The sequence below is a fragment of the Nocardia sp. NPDC052112 genome (assembly GCF_040680135.1).
Taxonomy (GTDB): Bacteria; Actinomycetota; Actinomycetes; order Mycobacteriales; family Mycobacteriaceae; genus Nocardia.
Genome location: NZ_JBFAWD010000006.1, coordinates 150487 through 173364, shown reverse-complemented (window position 1 = coordinate 173364; position 22878 = coordinate 150487). Strand labels below are relative to the sequence as shown.

Genomic DNA, 22878 nt, shown 5'->3' with positions numbered 1-22878 from the left:
CGAGCAGCCACACGGTCGCGGGGACCAGCACCGTGCGCAGGACCAGCGCGCAAAACGTGGGCCACACCATACCTGCACCCCGGCACCTCCGCTCGGCAAACGGCACTGTCCGTGCCGCAAGTAGGTTCGAATCACGTTGACGCGGAAGCACTCCGCCAGAATTTGCGTGATCGCGTCAGCGCTCGCCGCGCCACCCGGTATCGACCACACCTGCGGTGGTTCTACATCCGGTATCCGGGCGGGGCCTTCTCGACGGCGAATTTCACCAGGTGGTCGGTGCGATACGCATCGACCCGACACGGTGCTGGACAGCTCGAATCCCCTTGGCAGGCGCCCTATGCCCGGATGCCGTCTGACCGTCCCCTCCGCGGTCAGACGGCAGCAACTGACGCGCGAGGACATCGGCGGTCGAGATGTTGATACCATTTGGATGATAGACGCATCCGAATGTGCGTGACAACGCCGAACAGGGCACGATCGCCGCGCCACCAGCTACATCTCGGCCATTTGTAGCGCCGCGCGCGAGTATCGAACCGGTACGCTGCGCGGTGCCGCAGGAAGCAAGGGAACAGCGAAGGGACCGATGGTTCGTCTGACGAGGGCACAGCAGCAGGACGCCACCCGCAGAAAGGTGTTGGCCGCGGCCAAGTCCGAGTTCGCGCAGCGCGGATTCCGCGGCGCGACGGTCGACGGCATTGCCGAGCGCGCGGATATGACACGTGGCGCGGTCTATTCCAATTTTCCGGGCAAGCGGGCGCTCTATCTCGCGGTGCTCGCACACGAGGCCGAACAGGCTCCCCCACCCGCCGCCGGCCCCGCGCCGGCCGACACACCGGCCGCCGCGCTCGGCGCGTTCGCGAGTACCTGGCTCGAGCAACTCCCGCAGTCGAGCCAGTACGAATACAGCGAGGACGAACAGTTCACCTCCCCGGCGCTCAGCGTCGATTTCGTTCCCGAAGTCCTGATGAGCGAACAGATCCGGCGACCGTTCGCCCAACTGCTCGCGCTCGACGCGCTACTGCTCGCCGCATCGCTGCGGGCAATCAGCCAACCGACCGCCGCGCCACTGGAGAGTTTCATCGCCAGCGCCGAATCCGTACTGACGATCCTGTACGGGACGACCCAGCTGTCCTACGTCGCGCCCGAATTCACCGATCCGGCACGGGCCATCGCGCTGTGCGAGCAGGTCGCACTACTCGGTGGCGTGAAGACGCCGACGCCGCCCGCGCACGTCCACGCGCACGTCACCCCGGTCGACGAGCCCTGGGAGCCACCGAGCTGTACCGATCGGATACGCGCCGACTCGGCCCGGCTCGACAGCGACGGCCTGATCGCCGTCCTCGGCATGCACCGGATCGGCACTATCGAAGCGGCGCTGTCGATCTGGCCCGAGCACACCGATATCACGCTGGCGCTGGTGAGCGATCACCCCGCGGAACTCGCACCGCTGGCGCGGCTGGCGATCGCGGATATCTGCCGGTCATTGCGCCACGCTTTCCCGGCGGCGGCGCTACCTCGGCTGCAGGTGATCGTCGATGATGCCGGAACACTCGCGGCCGCATGCGGATTCGACCGGGTCGAAGACAATTCCGAGCTTGCTGTCATCGTCGAGAACGGTCACATCACGGCGCGGGCCGAGGGGCGGGGCGCAGCCAAGGCCGCGGCAACCGCATATACGAGTTCAACGACTTCGGATCGAGCGTGAGTCATCCAGGGTGCCGAGCGTTTTCGCCAGCGCCTGACAGGCACCCGTCCCCGCCGCCCGCGCCAGCACCCGCTCACCGTCGACGACTACCGCGCACTCGGTATCGTCATCGACGGTATCGACCCCGCAAGCCCGTGCGAGTTCACCGGATTCATCGAGTACCACCTGCATGCCGGGAACTGCCGGGCACGGAAACGCGGCGCGCAGCGACCGGCTGATATCGCTGACCGCGAGGCGCGCCAGCTGTGCCACCTCACGCACGTCAGCGGTGACCATCGCGACCGTGGTGCGCCCTCCATCGGGCTGGTCACGCAGGATATCCGCGACGGCGCCGAGCTTGTTCATCCCGAGTACCGCAACGACATTTCCGCCCGAAAGGTCCGCGGTCGCGGTATGGACGAGATCGCGGCACGGCGGTGGCGTCCACGGTTCGTCGATGTCCGCCACCGCGACGGTATGCGCCGCGGCCCGCGCGGCCTCGTCGATCCGATGGTGCACCATCTGCTCACAGGCGGCGATCACCTTCACCCCGTCCACGAATTCCGGTGCGACGAAGGACAATTGGGTCGCGCCGTACAGCAGGGTGATCACCGATTCGGCGATGCCGAGCCAACGACCCGGCAGTACGGATTCGCCACCGCCTTCGAGGCCCGCGAGGGCCAGGCCGAGCAGGATGGCGTCCAGTTTGATCAGCTGCACGAACGAGCCGCGCAGACATTCGTCGACAACCAGTTCGGGAATGAGATCGTGTGCCAGCATCGGCGAGCGCAGCTGCGCCATGCCACCCACCGGATGGTTTGCCGAACCAGGGAGGCGCTCGACCCAGGTCCGCGCGAATCGGCCGATGGCCACCACCGGGGTGCGCGCCGGTCGGCCATCGAGGAGCTCCGGCGCCGCTTCGGCTTCCGCGGCCAGCACGGCCAGATACAACGCCCGCTTACCAGCGAAGTTGGAGTACACCGCGCCGCGGGTCAGATCCGCGCGCTCGGCGATGTCGTCGACCGTCGCCCCGCGAAAACCGCGTTCGGCGAATTCGGCCTTGGCAGCCGCTAGGACCCGGTCGCGATTGCGTTGCTGCAATGCGGCTCTGCTCTGACGACTCATCGGTTCTCCACCAACCGTTCTGTTCGTTTACAGATGCGCATACCATCCAAATGTTGATACCATCTCAATGCTACGTGCGACCGAGTACGAGCGAGGCGGGCATCGAAGGACGGGTAGTGGGCATTACCAGGTACGAATCCGGGTCGCGAACCGCGGCCACGGTGCTCGACGAGGCCAAGCGGCTGGTCGAGCCCGCATACCGTTCCTCCCTGGACCGCATTGCCCCACCGATCCGCATGATCGTCGGCTACCACGCCGGCTGGTTGGACGCCACAGGTCGGCCGAGCAAACAAGTCGGCAAATCGGTCCGTTCGGCACTGGTACTCGCATCCGCCAAAGCCGTGGCGGCCGCGGAGCCACCGCAGGGTGTCGCCGAGGCGGTCGCGGTCGAACTCGTGCACGATTTTTCCTTGCTCCACGACGATCTGCTGGACGGCGATGAGCAGTGGCGCAACCGCCGAACGGCCTGGTCGGTCTTCGGTGAACGCGGCGCCCAGCTCGCCGGGGATGCGCTACTCGCCATGGCGATCAACGAGATGGTCGGCCGTCCCGGCATCACGCTGCTGTCGAAAGCCCTCGTCGCCCTGTGCAACGGACCGTCGGCCGATATCGACTCCGAACACCACGAGCCCGTCGGGCTCGACGAATCCCTCGCCATGATCGAGTCGAAGACCGCGGCGCTGTTGTCCTGTGCCTGCGAGATGGGCGCGATCGCCGGTGGCGCCGACCCCGAACAAGCCAGCGCACTTGCCGACTTCGGACACCATCTCGGCATCGCATTCCAATTGATCGATGACGTACTCGGCATCTGGGGCAATCCGGGTGTGACCGGCAAGTCGCTGTACCCGGACCTCGCCAACCGCAAGAAGTCCTCACCGATCGCACGCGCACTGGATTCGACCGGTCCCACCGCGGATGTACTGCGCGAGTTGTATCGCGATGCGGGACGAGATCACGAAACGCTGCATCGGATCGCCTGCCTGATCGAACTCACCGGCGCACGCGAGTGGGCCGAACGGGAGGCCGATCGGCAGCTCGGTGCCGCGCTGGACTGCCTGACCGGCATCGCCGCCGACGAGGCCACCGAGGATCTTCGACTACTTGCCGCGATGATGACGAGCAGGCCCGCATGAAAAACCCGATCGAGTCGATCCCGCTAGCTCCGCATGCCGTGCCACTCCTCGGGCACGGCCTACGTTTCCTCACCGACCCGATCGGATTTCTTTCGACACTCTCCCACCATGGGCGCTTGAGCCGAGTCCAATTGGGTCCGCTGCCGGTTGTGGTGGTCTGTGATCCCGAATTGGCCAGGGTGGTACTGCTCGACGACCGCACCTTCGACCGCGGCGGCCCACTCTACGACCGCTCCCGCGAGGTCGCGGGCGACGGTATCGGAACCTGTCCGCACAGCAGGCACCGCCGCCAACGCCGCCTGAGCCAGCCCGCATTCCAGTCGGCTCGTCTGCCCGGCTATGCCGCGGCCATGATCGACTCGATCGAAGACGTCGTGGGTTCGTGGCAGGACGGACAGCGGATCCAGCTCGGCGTGGAAATGTCGAAACTCACTGTGCGAGCGGCGGTTCGGACAATGTTCTCCTCGTCGTTTCCGGAGACCTCGGTTCAGCAGGTCGCCGATGATTTCGCGACCATTGCCGGGAATATATTCCGGCGAATGGTGCTGCCACCGACCGTCAATCGAATGCCGACACCGGCGAACCGGCGCTACTACCAGGCTCGACACCGGCTGCGGACGGTGGCCGCCGAACTCATCGAACAGCGGCGGGCCGATAATCGCGACCACGGTGACCTGCTGTCCTCGCTGATGCGCGCCCGCGATCCGGATTCCACCGGCGCGCAGGTCGCGATGAACGACGAGGAACTGATCGACCAGGTGTTCACGTTTCTGTTCGCGGGTGCGGAAACCACCGCGAGCACATTGACGTGGGCACTCTATCTGCTGGGGCGTGATCCCGAAATGCGACGCCAGGTGCAGCAGGAGGTCGATACCGTGCTGAGCGATAACACGGCTCGCTACCAGGATCTGCCGAATCTGCCGGTCGTCAACCGGGTGGTGACCGAAACGCTGCGGTTGTATCCGGCCGGATGGTTGCTCACCCGGGTGGTTTCGGCGGACACCACCCTTGACAGCGTCTCGCTCCCGGCGGGCACGACCGTCGCGGTCAGTCCGCACGTCATTCATCGGCGCGATGAAATCTATGATCGGGCAGGCGAATTCAGGCCCGATCGCTGGATCGGCATGGAGCCGGACCGCGCCCTGTTCATCCCCTTCGGCGCCGGTGCCCGCCGCTGCATCGGTGACCAATTCGGGCTGGTCGAGGCCAGTTTGGCACTGGCGACAATCGCGGCACGCTGGCGCGTGGCTCCGCTGTCGCCTCGACCCGTCTCCGTTTCTCTCGCACATCTGCCCGCACCGACGAAACTCGGTATGCGGGTGTGGCGTCGAGATCCGGTGGCCGTCGACGCGACCACATCGCGGCCGGGGTAGCCGATATGGCCGCCCCAGCCGAAGCGCCCACGTGCCGCAGAGTGGGCGCGCTGACCAATGGCTTGCTGCGTGAATTCCACATCTGCTGGTCCTTCAGCGCAGGCGATCTGACGGCAACCGTTGTGCCCGCGACGACCTTCGCCGTCGCGGCTTGGACGAGCACTCATGCGAGTATCGCGACACTGCCACAGGTGCTGGCCGAATGTCTGCTCTACTTCTGGCTTTACATCTACACCTTCAACCTGTCCAACCAGCTGACCGGGATCGAGGAGGACCGTCTCAACAAACCGCACCGGCCGCTCGTCGTCGGACTCGTCACCCCGCTGGGTGCCAAGTGGCGGCTGGTCTGGGCCACTGCCGCCTTCCTCACGCTGGGTGCGGTCCTGCAGGTCCCGGAATGGACGGTGCTCTGGATAGCGGCGTGGGCCTTCCACAATCACCTCGGTGGTGCCCGTGCGCTGTTGGGCAAGAATGCCGCGATGGTCGCGGGCACGATCGCTCAGCTCGCGGCGGCCTGGCAAATCGTTACTCCCTTGACGCCCGCGGCCTGGACGTGGATCGCCGCGATCGCCATCCCCCTGGGTGTGCTGGTATCCCTGCAGGATCTGCGCGATATCGACGGGGATATGGCGGTCGGAAGACGCACCGCAGCAGTGGTTTTCGGCGAGATGGCCTGCCGACGGTTCTTCGCGGCGGCCTTCGCCGTCTATCCGGTCGCCATGCATTTCCTCGTCTATCGAAATGCACCGGCCCCCGCGGCGCTGCTCGGAGTCGCCGCGGCGCTGTTGTCCTTCGTCATCGCCTATCGCGTGCTCCGGCGCCGTGATCGCCGTGCCGATCACACCACCTACCTCCTCTATACCTACTGGTACTGCCTGACTCTGGCCAGCGCGGTCTTCGCCTTCGGAACCTGACCGCACCGGCAGGACGCACCCACGCAGACCCGGGGCAGGATCGGATTACCGGAACCGGGTGAGCGCGGCCTGCCCTCGAACACTGCTGCATCAGCGGCACCCGCACCGACTGCGGCCTGGGTGTCGTGCCTGCGAGTGTTCGAGACACGGTGTCGGCGACCGTGCCCGGTGAGCTCGGGGTTGCCTGAACGTTTGGGCAATCCGATTGGGGCACAACATTATTGGTCCGCGCCCAGGTTGTGATCGATCCTAGGTGGGTGCGCGGTGCCCGGCGGGTGGATTCCAGCGATTATTGGAGTCATTCACATGGGTGCCGGTGATCGGTTGGGCGCGGACCCAACTTCGCAGTGAATGGTGGGCAACACGGGTGGGGCCTCGCATACTTGCGTATACAGGGGTTACCCGCCGACCCGAGCTGTTCGAACCGGCCGACGAGAAGTGCATGAGTTGGTTACCGACATCATCGATGTGGGCGCGGAATTCACGATCGCCCGGCAAGTGCTCTGGGATCTGCTGCTCGAACCGCAGACCTATCCAAGGTTATTCGTCGGCATCGGAGGGTGCGAACGCGTCGAGTCCCGTACCGACAATGGCATTCTGGAGGTGCGGGTCGGTACCACCGAATCCGGAATTCGCACCCATCAGCTGCGGTTCCGGGTGCGGCGCTGGTATGAGAGCTTCGAATTGGAATGCCAGGGCACCGGCAGTTTCGCCTCGGTCCGCCTGCGCGGCGACGAGGAGCGCACCACGATCATCATCACCCTGTTCGCCGTGGCACGGATGCATCCGCTGCTGCCGGAGCAGTCCAATGCCGCGGTGGTGGCGTGGGTCAACAGCGGATTGCGGCGCGTGGTCGATGTCGTTCGGGGCGCGCACACATCGGTGGTGGTCAATGCCGAGAACTCACCGCTGTGGCGGCAGGTGAGCGTGGCCAAGCAGATCATGAGTACCGGTGTCGCGCGGCCCACCAACCCCGCGGCCAGCATCAAACAGGTTCGCTCCCTGGCGAAATGGGGTTTCAACCTGGCGGGCGGCTATGCGGCGGGTGCCGCACATTCACCGGATCGGATCGCCGTCGTCGACGACGCCGGAACCCGCACCTTCGCCCAGATGCACGAGCGCACGAATGCGCTGGCCGGCGCCATGGCTACGCTCGGTCTCGCGTCCGGTGACGCGGTGGGGCTGCTCTCGCGCAACCATGCGGGCATGGTCGAAACTATGGTCGCCGCCGGGAAACTCGGTGTCGACGTGGCGCTGCTCAATGCGGGGCTGTCCGGACGGCGCATCGAGGAAATCGTGCAACGCCACCGCCTTTCGGCGCTGTTCGTTGACGGCGATCTCGAACAGCTCGTGCGCTATCTGCATACCGACCTGCCCCGGTTCAATACCGACGGTCGGCCACCGGTACCCGGGCGACCCACCATCGACGACCTGATCGCCATGGGGCAGTGTGAATTTCGCATCCCGGCACAGCCCGGCAGACTGATCGTCCTCACCTCGGGCACCAGCGGCACTCCGAAGGGCGCGCGCCGCCCCCATCCGAAGGGTTTCGGCACCATCGCGGCCCTGCTGTCGCGGATTCCGCTCGTAATGGATGCGGCGATGCTCATCCCGGCCCCGCTGTTCCACACCTGGGGGCTGGCCGGACTGCAACTCAGCACGGCACTGCGCGCAACGGTGGTGCTGCCGGAGCGGTTCGACGCGGAGGACTGTCTGCGCCTGGTCGCCGAACACCAGATCGCGAGCATGATCGTCGTGCCGACAATGGTGAACCGCATCCTCGATCTGCCCACCGCCGTTCGGGCTCGCTACGATACGTCCAGTCTGCGCACCGTGATCAGCTGCGGCGCACCGCTGGCCGGGGTGACGGTGCTGCGGTTCCTGGACACCTATGGCGAAATCCTCTACAACGTCTACGGTTCCACCGAGGTCTCCTGGGCCACCATCGCGACCCCGGACGATCTGCGCACCGCACCGACCACCGCGGGACGACCGCCGCTCGGCACCCGCGTCGCGGTGCTCGGTCCGGATCAGCGTCCGGTTCCGATCGGTGTCACCGGGCATATCTTCGTCGGCAACCACATGTTGTTCGACGGCTATGTCAATTCCGCGCCGCCCGCCGAGTCCGACGGCATGCTCGACACCGGGGACCTCGGCTATCTCGATGTCGCGGGCCGTATGTTCGTTGCCGGACGCGATGACGAGATGATCATCTCCGGTGGTGAGAACGTCTTCCCGCGTCCGGTCGAGGAGGCACTTGCGCATCTGCCGCAGGTCAGCGAGGTCGCGGTGGTCGGGGTCCCGGATTCCGAATTCGGGCAGCGGCTGGCCGCCTTCGTCGTGAAACGCGAAGGCGCCGGGCTGGATTCGGATATGATCCGGTCCTACATCCGCAACCGGCTCAGCCGTTTTTCGGTACCGCGCGATGTCACCTTTCTCAACGCACTCCCCCGCGGCGAAACCGGGAAGATCCTCAAACGGCTGCTCATCGGATCCGAGCCCGGCGCTCCGTCGCCACTGGGTGATCTGGGTTCGGCCTGACCTTATGCGGATTCCCGTGCCGGTGCGGGCAGTGCCAGGGGCCGAGTGCGAACGGTGCCATCGCCACACCGGTGCGCAGTGCGGACCAGTGCAATTCATCCCACAGGGTGATCGATACGGTGAAGACGAATGCGGTGAACAGGCTCACGGTAGACAACGCCACGCCGCCCAGGCCAAGGCGATCGCATTCCGACGGCCTGCCGAGGTGCTAGTAGCGCAAGCCGAGGACGAAGGCGAGCCCGCCGATCGCCAGCGCCCAGCTGGGAACACTTCGACGCTGCCAAACTCCCCGACCAGCGCTTCGTCGCTGTCGACGAATACGACCAGGTCCGCGGCTGGGTCGCTGCGGTGCCGGTGTCCGACCGATGTGCCTATGCCGGAGTTGTCGAGCACTCCGTCTATGTGCACCTGGCCGCTCGCGGCCGCCATATCGGCCACGCACTGCTCACTGCGCTGGTCGAGTCCACCGACGCCGCCAGCGTCTGGACCATCCAATCCGGCATCTTCCCCGAAAAACCGCCAGTCTCGCCCTGCACACCAAAGCCGGATTCCGCATTGTCGGCATCCGCGAGCGCATCGGCCGCCACCACGGTCGCTGGCGCGATGTCATCCTCATCGAACGCCGAAGCCCCACCGTCGAATAGCGTCGAGCACACCGAATCTCGTCGTCGGCACAAGCGATCCGAGCCCGGTGCGCTTTGCGGGCCCGCTTCAGGCCGCGGGATCCGTCGACTCGGCTCGTGCCATTTTCACCAGCATGTCGTGCAACTCCTTTGCCAGCTTTCCCGCACGATCCCCGCGCAGCGCGACATCGGTGAAGGCATCGAGCAGTGCGAGGCTCGGATCCAGCGGGTTGTAGGCGAGATCCGCACTGCCACGCAGGGATTCGGTGATCAGTCGGCGCTGTGCCTCGTGCCGGGCGCGAAAGTCACCCGCGACATCGAGGGCACAAGCGTATTCGCGCACGACCGCGGCGTACACCGGACGCTCGGTATTGCGCCGACGGCGCAACCACCTGCGCGGCCGCGCGTTCCCGGCCGCCGGGACCAGGGTGGCCAAAGCCCCGCCGTCGAGCACCATCCAGATCGCCGACGCCTCCGATTGCGGTAGCGCCGGAGACCGCCCGCGCACAGCGGCCGCGCTTTCGTCCGGGTCGGTAATCCGTATGCCGCGCAAGGCGATCGGATACCTGGTGAGCATATCGTCGACCGCCGCCGTGACCTCCTGGACAACATATGTGTCGACGTTCGGCCCGTCGAACCCGATGATGTCCAGACCATGCTGTGCCGCCAACTCGACGGCCGTCCGCGGTGCCGACGAATCCGCGGAATCCCCACGCGAGCGCGGCATCTCGACATCGGGATAGGCCGAAAGCCCTACTGTCTCCGGCTCCAGTTCCTGCACCGGCGGCCACAGCACCTCAGGCTCTCGAACATAGAGCGGCGCCGAATCGGGTCCCGGCCCGTAGACCGCCGGCGACGCCGCGTCGGGCTCGTGGACGTCCGCCGATACCGGCACCGCCTCCGGCCCCCGAACATCGGCCGGTAGCACCGCGGGCCCCGCACTATTCGGTTGCTGCGCCACGGACACACCGATCTCCATCGGCGGCCGAACCGTGTCGTATCCCGAAACATCGGTAGGCAGTGCCACCCCCTCCGGCACTCCAACATCTACCGGCGGGCATGCCGTCTCGGGTGCCGGAACATCGACCGGTTGCGACACTGTCCCGAGGTCCCCGACATCCGCCGGTAGCGCCACCGCTGTGGGCGCCACAACACCCGCCGATACCGGCACCGCGTCCAGCAGTCCGACATCGACTGGCAGCTCTACGGTCTCAGGTTCCTGAGCATGCGCCGATGGCGGCACTGCCTGTGATTGTTGAACATCGGCCGGGCGCGCCGCGGCCGCGGGCTCCGCCACATCCGCCGATACAGACCCCCCTTGCGGCACTGCGACAACCTCTGGCAGTTGCACCGTCTCGGGCGCTCGAACATCCGCCAGCGCCGACACTGCCTCCGGATCACGGATATTCGCCGGTCGGTGTAGATCCTTTGTTTCCGGAGAATCTGCCGGTAGCGCCCCCGCCGTGGACGTCGTGACAGCCCCCTGCGGCGCTCCGACACCCACTGGCGGTTCTTCCGCCTCGGGTTCCTGAATACGCGCCGGCACCGGCGCTGCATCCGGCTCACAAGCGGCTGCCAGTGACACCACGGCCGTGCACCCCGCAACATCCGCAGGCGGCGCAACATCCACCGATCCCGGTACCGCATTCCGCACTACGACGTCCGCCGGCAACTCAACGGTCCGGGATCCCCGAGCATCCGCCGACGGCGGCACTGTCCGCGGTTGTCGAGCATCAGCCGATTGCGCAAGTGGCGTGGGCTCCGCAACATCCGCTGGCGAGGACACCCCCTCGGGCGAACCAACGGCCGCCGGCAGCTCTACCGTCTCGGGTTCAGGAACCTCTGCCGACGGCGCGACTGCTGCGGTCTCGGCAGGATCTGTCAACAACGGCACAGCCGCAGGCGGCTCCGTCTCCACCGGCCGACGCATCGCCTCGAGCTCCGCAACATCCACCGATTGCGGCGCCGCTTCCGGCGCACGGACATCCGCGGGCCGCTGTGGTACCGCTTCGGGTTTCCGAGCGTCGACCGGCATGGGTGAAGCCTGGCCTGCTGCAGCATCCAGCACCCTGGGCTCCGCAGCATCTGTCGACAGCGGCACATCGTCTGGTCGCCGAACATCCACCGGTGACGAAACCAACTCCGGCGCTTCAACATCCATCGTCGGTTGGATTGCCTCCGCGTTCGCGGCATCGTCCAGTGGACCGGTCGATATCGATACAGCTTTCGGTTCCCGAACACCTGCGGGTAACAGCGCAGCCGCGGGCGGCTTCGTCTCCACCGGCGGGCGCATCGTCTCGGGTTCCGAAACATCGGCTGGTGACAGCGGTGAGTCGGGCTCCCGTAGCTCCATCGGTTGCGGCGTGACTGCAGCTTCGGCAACATCCACCGACGGCGGCGCCACCTCCGACGCACGGACATCCGAGGCCTGCTGTCGTACCGGTTCGGGTTCCCGAGCATCGTCGGGCAGCGGCCGTGCGCCAACATCCAGCGACGTCGCCAACTCCGCAGCATCCGCCGACAGCCGCGGAGGACCCGGTCGCCGAACGTCCACCGATGACGAAACCAGCTCCGGCACTTCAACATTCGTCGGCGGCAGGATCGCCTCCGTGGCCGCGGCATCACGCGGCGGACCAGTCGGTGCCGATACAGCGTCCAATTCCCGAACACCGGCCGGTAACGGCGCGGCCGCGGGCGGCGCTGGTAGCAGCCCCGCTTCGGGTGCCTCGATATTCACCGGCGGGTGTAGGGAATCGAGGTCCGGAACAGTGACTGGTAACGGCGCTGAGGCAGGCTCGCCCACATCCACCGGCACCGCGGCCGCCACCGGCCCCGCATCCGCCGAAAATGGCAGACGATCTGGCGGCCGAACATCCACCGATGGCGAAACTGCCTCTGGTGCTCGAATATCCGTCGGCGGTGCGATCGGCTTCGCGGCGTAGCGCGGCGGATCAGTTGGCGCCGATACCGCGTCGTGGCCGGCGAAGGCCACGGTGGGTTGTCGAGGCTGGGGTCGCTGGCTGGTCGGCGGGGGTGACGCCGCGAGTGGGATCTGTTCCGGCGCCGGGGATGTGGGGGCTTGGGCGGATCCGTTCGATCGTGCCGGGCGCGGCCGGACTGTGCGTTGTGACCATGGAGTGTCGACTCGGCGACGGGACCATGGAGTCGGTGCGGGCTCGCGCACAAGCGGGCGGATTTGTCTCGCAGTGGGTTGCTCTGCTGCCGACTGATCCGACGCGATATTCGACCGCACCACTGGAGCCGTGATATCCGAATGCACCGCCGAGGACGGGACGTTCGAATGCGCCGCTGCGGATACCCCTGACCGCCCCTCCGCGGATACGTCGCTCGACCGCACCCCCGCTGACCCGCGGAACGATTGCACCCCCGCAGATGCGCGGACCGGACGCACCTGCGCAGATCCGCCATCTGACTGCACTTCTACGGATCCACCGACCGAATGCGCCGGCGCGGATGCCACGTCCGAGCGCACCTCTCCGGAGACGTCGATCGACTGCCCCTCCGCGAATTCGATCGCGGCCTTCAGCTCTATGACGGATCGGTTTGCTTCGGCGATGAGGCGTTCGAGCCTCGTGACCATCGCCCGCAGTTCGACCGGGTCGAACCGCGACCGCTGATTCACCGAGGTCTCCTGCTGTGTCGTTACCGCGGTCAGGTGCAACCGGGTGTGCTGACCCGTAACCACGGTCCGCTTCGCATGGACCCGAGCACGGACAGTGGCACAGTCAATTTTCACTCAGATCGCCAAACCTCCCGAGATTGGGAAGTCCACACCTTGCCCGGCTCGAACGATTCGTGCAGGGTTCAACGATCGATTCAGCTGGCACCTCCGATCAACCATGGGTTGAAGCTGCAGTCCAGGTTCGAACGGTGTGCGGGATCGAGGGCCTCCAACGCGATGGACGCCGAACGGGGTGAGTACATCATGGTCAGGTGGTCGGACAGATCCTGTTCGCAGCCGTCCTGCAGCGTGATGTTGTCCACCGTGGCATCCGGCCCAGCCTGCAGGAATGTCCAGTTGTACGGATTGGTGACCTCGTCGTATCGTGACCCGACAACGGTGTATTCGACACCGGGCACGGTGTCGCCGTTCGCATTGAGCCGCGCATAGAACGAAGACCCCACGGCCTGTTCGATATTCGACAGCCCGACGATCGGCTCGTAGAAACCGAGGATATTCACACCGAGGTTATTGATGGCCCGCCCCAGCGACGCGATGCCCATCAACGAGGTCCCGTGGTGTGTCGCACCGAAGGTGACCAGCTTGCCGACCTTATCGGCACCCCCGTCGAATTTCAGATACTGATCGGCCACCGTGCCACCCTGCGAATGACCAACGATATCGACCTTCTCCGCCCCCGTGGCCACCCGCACCCGCTCCACGAAATCCGCCAGCTGCCGCGAGGATTCGGCCATCGGCCCGACTCCGTAGCGACCGGGCAGCACCGCACCGATCCCGCCGCCGTCCATCAACCCCGATCGCCCGAAATTGAAGGCGAACACGCAGAATCCCGCCCGCGCCAACTGTGGCGAGAGATAGGCAAAGGTGTCGAAGGCATTGAGCCAGGTGCCGTGCAGCAACACCACCGGGTTCGGATGTTCGGAACTCGGCTTGCAATCCCACCGATTCGCGCCCGCGGGCGCGGCGTCCGGGTGCGTGAGGCCGTACGCGAAAGCCGCAAGGGCAACCGACATTTCGGGCCCTTCACCGACGGTGTTGGATGCGATGCTCTTCGCCCAGCCAGAGCCGCTTCCAGTGTCCACGATCGCCTGTGGCTGCCGCCCGTCCGGAGCCGGCGCCAACCCCGCGTTGATCTGTTCGACGAGGAATTGCTGATCGGATTCGCTGGGGTCCGCGCCCGCCACCCCGACTCCGAGCCCATGTGCCACCGCCAGTCCGGCGATGAGGGCGGCACCCGCGAAGGCGCGGCAGCCGCGTTGCTTCATTGCAAACATTTCGTACTTCCCATTCCGATCGGTTCCGCCCCACGCCGGTCGCTATGCCACAGGTCACAGATCGCACGAAATGTGATGGCCGCCATTGTGATTACGCGGTATTCGAAATGTAGGTCGGCTCATTAGTCGACGTCACTACACGCCATGACGAATAAACTCCGCACTGTTTTGTCCTCGACGACAAAGTTCTGGTTGATAAAACCGAAACGTTGAACCGACCACTGTCGTCGGTAACAATCGGCCCATGGCAATCGCTACGACCTCGGCCACCCGAGACGCTCCCTTGGTGACCCGGCTACTGACCCGTTGGCCGCAGATCTCCGAGCGGATGCTCGCCGATGGCCTCGGTGCGACTGCGCCCGATCTGCCCGAAGGACATTTCACCGCGGAGGTGCTGCCCGCCATCTACGCCTGCGGCCGCGCCGTCCTGCAGGCCATAGGAGAACGCCGTGAATTCACCGGCCCCGAAGTCGCGACCTTCGTGGCACCGGTTGCCGAGCGCCATGCCGAAGACCGCTTTCCGCTGTCGATCCTGATCGAGGCGATCCACGGTTCGGCGCAGTCGGTCCTGGCCGAGGCCGCCGCACTGGCGACGCCCGAAGAAATGGCCGATCTGGTCCAGGTCGGCTCCCGACTGCTCGATCTGCTCAAGCACATCAATATCATCGTCGTCGAGACCTACACGGCGGTCGAACAATCCATCTACAACGCCGAGCGGGAAGCCCGTCGCGAACTGTGTTCGGCGCTGCTGCGCGGCCAATCAGCCGACGACCAAGCCGCCCGCGCCGACACCCCGCTCAGTGACCGATATACGGTGCTCGGCATCCAGATCGCATCCGAAGACCAGCCCTCCTCCGTCGCCGATCTACTGGCCCGACGACGGATACGGATCCTGCACCGCACCCTCGACACGATGAGCAATGGCACCGCCCTGGTGACATTCGACGGATCCACCGGAATCGCCTTGCTCCCGGCGTATTCCGAGGAACCCGAGCTGACCCGTTACGTCGGGCTGGCGACGGATCTGGCCGAACAGTTCGGCGCGGCCGCACATCTCGCGGAATGCCTGGCGGTCCCGCGCACCGAACTGCCCGATGCCGCGGCCGAGGTCGCCGAACTCGCCACGCTCGCACGCCTGCTCGGCCGCCCGACCGGGACCTACCGACTCGACGATCTGCTGCTCGAGTACCAACTCACCCGACCGGGCCACGCCCGCGACCGACTGGCCGAACGGATCACCCCACTGCTGACCAACCCGCATCTGCTGGAGGCATTGGAAGCACATCTGCGCCACGGCTCCGACCGCAAAGCCGCGGCCGCACGACTTCACGTGCACCCCAACACCTTCAGCTATCGACTGCGCCGGATCGCCGAACTCACCGGCATCGATCCCACCGACCCGAACAACTCGCGCCTGCTCGCCGCATCACTGACCATCCAGCGCACCCACCAACCCGCCGAACCGCGACGGTAGGCCGTTAGGCCGCTCAAGCGCCGATGCGGGCAACCGTTTCGGCGACTCGCTCCAGGTGATCGGCCATCGCCGCACGCGCGGTCTCCGGCGCACCGGCCTCGATGGCCCGCACGATGGCCTCGTGTTCGCGATCGGAATCGGTGCGGCGATCCTGCGTCAGATTCAAGAACTCCGATTGCAGGTCCAGGGCGCGCCGGGTATCGGCGACCATGGCGGTCAGCATCGTATTGCCGCTCGCGGCGGCGATCGCGGTGTGCAATTCGCCGTCGTAGCGCACCCACTCGTGGGCATCCGGGGCCGCCGCCAGCTTGTCCAGGATTTCGAACAGCTGGTGCACCTGCTCCGATGTGCGGCGTTCGGCGGCGAATCCGGCGGCCGGTATTTCGACGAGCCGACGCGCCTCGATCAGGTCACCGGCGCCGACACCCGCGAAGGTCGGCTGGGTATCGGCGTTCTTGGAGACGATGAAAGTGCCTCGGCCGGTGTGGGTTTCGGTGAGTCCGAGGATGGCACAGGCATGTAGCGCCTCGCGGACCACCGGCCGACTCACCCCGAACTGCTTTGCCAGTGCCAACTCCGCGGGCAGGCGATCGCCCACCGCGTAATCGTCGCTCTGGATGAGGCTCTTAAGCCGACGAAAGACCGCTTCGGTGGCACCGATGCGCTGCACATACCCTTCCTCGACCGTCACGCGACCCAGTATGGCATTGACAGCCGCTGTGACCCCCATTACAGTCAACCTGTCTTACAGCCTGACAGCCTTACTTCTCAGGGGCTGGATTCGGCCCATGGAAGGTTTTCGATGCAACACCACGACCACCAGTCGATCGCCACCCCCACGCCCGCACCGCGGATCGATATCGGGGACCTCGGCTACCAGAAGCGGTTGCGCAAGCGCCATATGCAGATGATCGCGATCGGCGGATCGATCGGCACCGGGCTGTTCCTGGGAGCCAGCGGCCGGATGTCGCTGGCCGGCCCCTCCCTCGCCCTGGTCTACATCGTGTGCGGAATCTTCACGTTCATGGTGGTGCGCGCGCTCGGCGAACTGGTCATGTACCGGCCTTCGTCCGGGGCGTTCGTGTCCTATGCCCGTGAATTCCTCGGTGAACGCGGCGCGTATTCGGTGGGCTGGCTGTACTTCCTGAACTGGTCCACGACGCTCGTCGCCGACATCACGGCGGTCGCGTTGTACGCGCACTTCTGGTCGTTCTTCGTGCCGGTGCCACAGTGGGTGCTCGCGCTCATCGCGCTGACGGTCGTTGTGGCGCTCAATGTGATGTCGGTGCGACTGTTCGGCGAACTCGAATTCTGGTTCGCGCTGGTCAAGGTCGGCACCATTGTCGTATTCATGGCGCTGGCCATCGGATTCATCGTCACCGGCACCTCGGTCGGCGGGCACACCCCCGGGATCGAGACGATCACTGATAACGGCGGACTGTTCCCCCGCGGTCTGGCGCCGATGCTGACCATCGCGCTCGGTGTGGTGTTCGCCTTCGGCGGCACCGAGATGATCGGCGTCGCGGCGGGCGAGGCCGACAATCCGAGACTCGTGGTGCCGCGTGCGGTGAACTCCATCATGTGGCGGATCATCCTGTTCTACGCGGGCTCGGTCATCCTGTTCACACTGCTGCTGCCGTGGACGGCCTACTCCTCCAGCGAAAGTCCGTTCGTCACCGTGATGAGTTCGATCGGTATTCCGCACGCCGGTGATGTCATGAATCTGGTGGTGCTCACCGCCGCGATGTCGAGCCTGAACGCCGGGCTCTACGCGACCGGGCGCACCCTGCGCTCGATGGCGGTGGCCGGCGCCGCACCGCGTTTCGCCCAGCGCCTCAACCGTAATGGCGCACCGTACGGCGGCATTCTGATCACCAGCGTGGTCGGCATCGCGGGCGTGGTGCTCAATCTGGTCATGCCGCAGAAGGCCTTTGAGATCGTGCTGAACCTGGCCGGACTCGGCATCGTCGGCACCTGGGCGTCGATCATGATCTGTCACTGGATCTTCGTCCGCCGAGCCGCGCAAGGGCACCATCGCAGGCCCGCCTTCCGACTGCCCTTCGCGCCGGTGCTCAATATCCTCACGCTCGGCTTCTTGCTCGCGGTGATTGTGCTGATGTTCTTCGACGATGAGATCGGGCGCATCACACTGGCGGCATTCCTGCTGGTCGTCGCGGCGATGGTGGCGGGTTGGTTCCGGGTGCGCGGACGGCTGGATCCGGATGTGCTCGCTCCGGTAGCGGGCTCCGACAGCGGTGCGGAGCTCCCGTGACCTCGGTCGCCAGTGCGCCCCGACATCTTTCGCAGATCACCGTCGATATTCTCTACACCGGTGGCACGTTCGGGATGGTCGATCACGGTGACGGACTGCGGCCGCGCCGGGGTCTCGGTAGCGAAATCACCGATGTCATCGCACGATTCGAGCGCGAGAACGGCATCGCGGTTCGGTTCGACTATGCCGAACTCGAGCAGGTCATCGACAGTGCCGATGCCGGGCCCGATACCGCCAGGCGGATCGCCGAACGGGTCCGGTCCGGAATTGCGCAGCGCCGGCCGGACGGGGTCGTCGTCGTGCACGGCACCGACACGATGGCCTATGTGGGCGCCCGGATGGCATTCGAGCTACGCGATGTCGATGTGCCGGTCGCGCTCACCGGCGCGCAGATCCCGCTGGGTCTTCCTGGTAGCGACGCCCGGAGCAATCTCACGCTCACACTGAACAGCATTGGCGCCCAATCGGTTACGGGAACCTTCATCGCCTTCGGTAATTCGCTGCATCCGGCCGTGCGCGCCAGTAAACGGGCCTGCGACGACTACGACGGTTTCACCACGGTCCGGGACTGCACACCACCGCCCGCAGCGCCCCGACTCCCCGAAACGCGGCCGCATGTCGACAGCCCACCGGTCGGACTCTTCACCGTCTTTCCCGGAATGCAGCCGGACCTGCTCCACGCGGCGCTGCGTCACTACCGGGGCGGGCTCGTGCTCGAGTGCTACGGCTCCGGCACGCTACCGCTGCACGGTTCGGCAACGGTCGAGGCAATCCGCGCCGCCACCTCGCGTGGGACACCGGTGGTCGTCATCACCCACTGTGACAGCGGCGCGGTCGATCTGGACCGCTATCAACCCGGCCGGGCCCTACGCGATGCCGGTGCCATCAGTGGCGGCGATATGACCAGGGAGGCCGCGCTCGCGAAACTCGGCTACCTGGTCCACCGCGGCCTGCCCGGTAGCGAGCTGCGCCGGTGGATGACCACGAACCTGCTCGGAGAGCTATCGAATCATCCCGTGCCACAGCCGATCCCGCACACACCCAACTGAACAGGAAACCCGATGACCGAAAGCACTCGTACCGAACGCGATTCCCTCGGCACCCGCGCGGTACCACGCGCGGCCTACTGGGGCGCCCACACCGCCCGCGCGCTGGACAATTTCGCCATCACGGGCGACCGCATCGGCAATTACCCGGCTCTGATCACCGCGCTCGCCGCGGTCAAACAGGCCGCCTGCCGCGCCAACCGGGATCTCGGGCTGCTCGATACGCGCCGTGCCGACGCCATCGACGCGTCCTGCGAGGAGATCCGCGGTGGCGCACTGCACGACCAGTTCCCCATCGACCCGATCCAGGGCGGGGCCGGTACCTCGACCAATATGAACGCCAACGAGGTCATCGCCAACCGTGCGCTGGAGCTGCTCGGCCACGGCCGCGGCGGCTACGCCGAACTGGACCCGCTCGACCATGTGAATCTGGGCCAGTCGACCAACGACGTCTACCCGACCGCGGTGAAACTCGCCATCGTGCACCACATCCACGATCTGATCGCCGCGCTGGGTCGACTGGCAACCGAATTCGATGGCAAGGCAATCGAATTCGGCGATGTCATCAAGATGGGCCGCACCCAGCTCCAGGATGCCGTGCCCATGACACTCGGGCAGGAATTCGGCACCTTCGCAATCATGGTGCGCGAGGACCGCGCCCGCCTCGACGAGGGCACCGCCCTGCTGCGCGAATGCAATCTCGGCGGCACCGCGATCGGCACCGGGATCAACGGCCATCCGGACTATCCGGCACTGGCCTGCACCCATCTCGCTGACATCACCGGGATTCCGGTGACCCCGGCCGCCGACCTCATCGAGGCCACCCAGGACTGCGGCGCGTTCGTGCAGATCTCCGGCATCGTCAAACGCGTCGCGGTCAAACTGTCCAAGATCTGCAACGACCTGCGGCTCATGTCCTCCGGTCCGACGACCGGTCTGGGGGAAATCTCCCTTCCCCCAGTGCAAGCCGGATCATCGATCATGCCCGGCAAAGTCAATCCGGTCATCCCGGAGGTCGTCAACCAGGTCGCCTTCGCGGCCGTCGGCAACGATATGACCGTCACCATGGCCGCCGAGGCGGGCCAACTCCAGCTCAATGCCTTCGAGCCGATCATCGCCTACAGTCTGCTCCGCACCACCGCACACCTCACCGCCGCCATCGACACCCTGGCGACCAGATGCGTCGCGGGTATCACCGCGCACCGCGACCACCTCGCACAGGGCGTGCACGGCTCCATCGGGATCGTCACCGCCCTCACCCCGCACATCGGCTACGCCGCCAGTGCACGAATCGCGAAGCAGGCCTTACACACCGGACGCCCGGTCGAAGAAATCGCCATCGAACTCGGCCTGCTGCCCGCCGAAACCGTGAAATCCCTACTTGCACCGCACCGCCTCGCCGGACTGCCCCGCCCGGCAACCGAACCTGCTGCGGCACAGTAGTTGTCGCGGCAGGCCGATATCGAGTGGCCGAAGTTACCTGTCACGAATAGCGAATCGGCCTTTTCGGACACCCTCGCTATGCTGGCGTGGCTATCGCCACTGCAGTACGAGGGGGATCGTGGTTCATCCCGGTATCGGTTCGACGTTCGCGGACTACCTGATCGACGGCGTACTGGGGCAGGGCGGCATGGGGACGGTCTATCTCGCTCGGCATCCTCGGCTGCCCAGATCGGTCGCGCTCAAGTTGTTGAACCGTGAGGTGTCCGGCGTTCCGGAACTGCGTCGGCGGTTCGAGCGGGAGGCGGGCATCGTTGCGCGACTGGAGCATCCGAATATCGTCGGCATATACGACCGCGGCAACAACGACGGTTACCTGTGGGTCGCCATGCAGTACATCCAAGGCGGCGACGTCGGTGCTTTCGATGCCAGGTCGATGACCCGCGACCGCGCCGTGCGGATTGTCACCGACACCGCCGCCGCGCTGGACTACGCGCACGCCCACGGTGTGCTACACCGCGACATCAAACCGGCCAATATTCTGCTCGCCGCACCCGACGCAGGTCGCGAGGAACGCGCCGTACTGACCGATTTCGGTATCGCACGACTGCTCGACGCGGCCACCAAGCTCACCGAAACCGGTACCTTCACCGCGACACTCGCGTTCGCGGCACCTGAACAGCTGACCGGTCAGCCCCTCGATCACCGGGCCGACCAGTACTCGCTCGCCTGCACCCTGTTCGCGCTGTTGGTCGGCCGATCACCGTTCGCGGCGGACAATCCCGGGCAGGTGGTGGCGGGCCACCTCGGTGCACCGGTGCCCGCGCTGGCCCCGCTCCGGCCAGATCTGCCGGTCCAGCTGGATGCGGTTCTCGCCCGAGCCATGGCCAAGGATCGTGAGCAACGATTCGACAGCTGCGGCGAATTCGCGTCGACTGTGCGCGCCGCGGTGTCCGGGAAACCCGCCGCGATATCTCTGTCATCCAAAACCATTGTGTACCCGGACTTTTCCCAACCCGAGCCGGATCGGCGGCCCGTCCTGCGGCAGTCGCGGCCACCATGGCCGGACCGGGAAATGGCGGCGTGGTCGATGACACCGCCACGGCACGGCCGGGGTCGAATCATCGCGGTAGCGGCGGCAGTACTCGCCGTGCTGCTGATGATCGGTGCGGGGGTGACCTATGCGATTCGGACCGGGCACACGAACGCGGTCGCGGAAAGTATCGAGCCGCCCCCGGGAACCGGCACCACACCGAACCCGGGCGGCTGGAGTGACGGCGAGCGAGCGATCATCCAGGCCTTTCCGAAGGTGTTTTCCGATCCGGACAACCGCAGGGACTGGCGCGGCACGGCTTGCACCCCGGTGGCCGGGTCCGAGCATCCGGTCGGTAAGGCCGGCATCACCTGTGCCGGCGACGCGTTCACCCTGTCCGTCTACGACTTCGGTGACGCCTCGGGAGCCGCCGATTATCTCTATGCACGGCCATTCGGGGTGAACTGGCACCAGGCGAACACCCTGCACCGCGGATTCGCGTCATTCCTGCCGATCTGGGTCACTCCGGACAGCGAATTCACCCACTCCGGCAACAAATTCCTCTGGAGCGGTTTCGGCACCGACGCGAAGTTCGGTCGATATGGTGTCCTGGTCGAAATGGATGCGCAGGACTGGTATCAGCTCATCGATACCTGGGACGACGTGCCGCTCATGGTGCGGTGACCAGTCGGCGATCCTGCCGTGAGAACCGCGATCCGGACGGGATCAGCTGGTTCCGGCCGCACTCGATCACTACTGCCCCGGCGTGGCGACGTAGCGCTACGGGCCGGTTGGGCTAGCATGGCAGCGCTGCGCGACGTGGCGGCGTATGCGCAGCGAACGGGGAAGGGACCTGCCCGGCGAGACACAGTGTCGCCGGGCAGGTCAACAAATGCCCACCACATGGTCTTTTTCCCGCCCAGCGGCGCTGCTATGTCACGGCATTCCTTGCGGGCCGCGGTAATTCGAAACCTGCACTCCCGGAGAACACCTCGATCCATGAACCAGTGGACGAAGTTCGCCCGACACACGCCGACGAATTGCTGAGCACCGCAGGCCTTTCCGCGCCGTATCTCACCGGCGGGCTCCGCCGGCACGACGCAGCGGACTCCAGTCGTGCCGGCCGCCGACGGCACAGCATGCCGTCGGGCGAGCGGCACCCGACGATGTCGCAGCGGCGGCCCGGGCGGAAGCCACTCCCGAAAGGTGGTGCGACAACCGGGATTCGGACAAATCGACATCA

Annotated in this window: 14 protein-coding genes and 1 pseudogene; 11 read left to right on the top strand and 4 right to left on the bottom strand. The window is 66.0% G+C overall.

Translation table 11 applies throughout. From position 1 onward, the window contains the following. Nucleotides 1-583 precede the first annotated feature (583 nt). On the top strand, nucleotides 584-1705 hold the full coding sequence (locus tag AB0L58_RS13380; RefSeq protein WP_364386058.1) for a helix-turn-helix domain-containing protein: 1122 nt from the start codon (nucleotides 584-586) through the stop codon (nucleotides 1703-1705). On the opposite strand, the gene AB0L58_RS13375 is transcribed toward AB0L58_RS13380, so the two are convergent. Next, nucleotides 1682-2809, bottom strand: coding sequence for a helix-turn-helix domain-containing protein (locus AB0L58_RS13375; RefSeq protein WP_364386055.1), 1128 nt, complete (start codon nucleotides 2807-2809; stop codon nucleotides 1682-1684). The two genes, AB0L58_RS13380 and AB0L58_RS13375, sit on opposite strands and share 24 nt — an antisense overlap. 116 nt (nucleotides 2810-2925) lie before the next feature. Between AB0L58_RS13375 and AB0L58_RS13370 the strand changes: the two genes are divergently transcribed. The 5 genes and pseudogenes from AB0L58_RS13370 to AB0L58_RS13350 form a co-directional block, all read left to right on the top strand. Further along, nucleotides 2926-3942: a polyprenyl synthetase family protein gene (locus AB0L58_RS13370; protein ID WP_364386052.1), complete on the top strand. Its 1017-nt coding sequence runs from the start codon at nucleotides 2926-2928 to the stop codon at nucleotides 3940-3942. Continuing rightward, entirely contained in the window at nucleotides 3939-5315 is a 1377-nt protein-coding gene (locus AB0L58_RS13365; RefSeq protein ID WP_364386049.1) for a cytochrome P450, read from the top strand. Before AB0L58_RS13370 ends, AB0L58_RS13365 begins: the two co-directional genes overlap by 4 nt. Before the next feature lie 5 nt (nucleotides 5316-5320). Next, nucleotides 5321-6229: a UbiA family prenyltransferase gene (locus AB0L58_RS13360; RefSeq protein WP_364386046.1), complete on the top strand. Its 909-nt coding sequence runs from the start codon at nucleotides 5321-5323 to the stop codon at nucleotides 6227-6229. A 447-nt stretch (nucleotides 6230-6676) separates the two neighbouring features. Further along, nucleotides 6677-8770: an AMP-binding protein gene (locus AB0L58_RS13355; RefSeq protein ID WP_364386667.1), complete on the top strand. Its 2094-nt coding sequence runs from the start codon at nucleotides 6677-6679 to the stop codon at nucleotides 8768-8770. 186 nt (nucleotides 8771-8956) lie between these two features. Continuing rightward, a pseudogene (locus AB0L58_RS13350) lies at nucleotides 8957-9172 on the top strand (hypothetical protein); the annotation flags it as partial. Between the two features lie 309 nt (nucleotides 9173-9481). On the opposite strand, the gene AB0L58_RS13345 reads toward AB0L58_RS13350, so the two are convergent. Both AB0L58_RS13345 and AB0L58_RS13340 read right to left on the bottom strand, forming a co-directional pair. Next, nucleotides 9482-10360 carry a hypothetical protein gene (locus AB0L58_RS13345; protein ID WP_364386044.1) on the bottom strand — a complete coding sequence of 293 codons (879 nt, stop codon included), beginning with the start codon at nucleotides 10358-10360 and terminating at the stop codon, nucleotides 9482-9484. Between the two features lie 2870 nt (nucleotides 10361-13230). Continuing rightward, nucleotides 13231-14370, bottom strand: coding sequence for an alpha/beta fold hydrolase (locus AB0L58_RS13340; protein WP_364386041.1), 1140 nt, complete (start codon nucleotides 14368-14370; stop codon nucleotides 13231-13233). 244 nt (nucleotides 14371-14614) lie between these two features. Between AB0L58_RS13340 and AB0L58_RS13335 the strand changes: the two genes are divergently transcribed. Then, on the top strand, nucleotides 14615-15844 hold the full coding sequence (locus AB0L58_RS13335; protein WP_364386038.1) for a helix-turn-helix domain-containing protein: 1230 nt from the start codon (nucleotides 14615-14617) through the stop codon (nucleotides 15842-15844). 13 nt (nucleotides 15845-15857) lie between these two features. Here the strand turns inward: AB0L58_RS13335 and AB0L58_RS13330 are convergent, their stop codons facing one another. Beyond that, nucleotides 15858-16535, bottom strand: coding sequence for a FadR/GntR family transcriptional regulator (locus AB0L58_RS13330; protein ID WP_364386036.1), 678 nt, complete (start codon nucleotides 16533-16535; stop codon nucleotides 15858-15860). Nucleotides 16536-16646: 111 nt separating this feature from the next. On the opposite strand from AB0L58_RS13330, the gene AB0L58_RS13325 reads away from it, so the two are divergent. The 4 genes from AB0L58_RS13325 to AB0L58_RS13310 all read left to right on the top strand — a co-directional run bounded on the left by AB0L58_RS13325 (nucleotide 16647) and on the right by AB0L58_RS13310 (nucleotide 22319). Continuing rightward, complete coding sequence (locus tag AB0L58_RS13325) at nucleotides 16647-18116, top strand: amino acid permease (protein ID WP_364386033.1); 1470 nt, start codon at nucleotides 16647-16649, stop codon at nucleotides 18114-18116. Further along, nucleotides 18113-19165 carry an asparaginase gene (locus AB0L58_RS13320; RefSeq protein ID WP_364386030.1) on the top strand — a complete coding sequence of 351 codons (1053 nt, stop codon included), beginning with the start codon at nucleotides 18113-18115 and terminating at the stop codon, nucleotides 19163-19165. The genes AB0L58_RS13325 and AB0L58_RS13320 overlap by 4 nt, the downstream gene beginning before the upstream one ends. Nucleotides 19166-19177: 12 nt before the next feature. After that, nucleotides 19178-20605, top strand: coding sequence for an aspartate ammonia-lyase (locus tag AB0L58_RS13315; protein WP_364386027.1), 1428 nt, complete (start codon nucleotides 19178-19180; stop codon nucleotides 20603-20605). Between the two features lie 118 nt (nucleotides 20606-20723). Continuing rightward, nucleotides 20724-22319: a serine/threonine-protein kinase gene (locus tag AB0L58_RS13310; RefSeq protein WP_364386024.1), complete on the top strand. Its 1596-nt coding sequence runs from the start codon at nucleotides 20724-20726 to the stop codon at nucleotides 22317-22319. The last annotated feature ends 559 nt before the right edge of the window (nucleotides 22320-22878 follow it).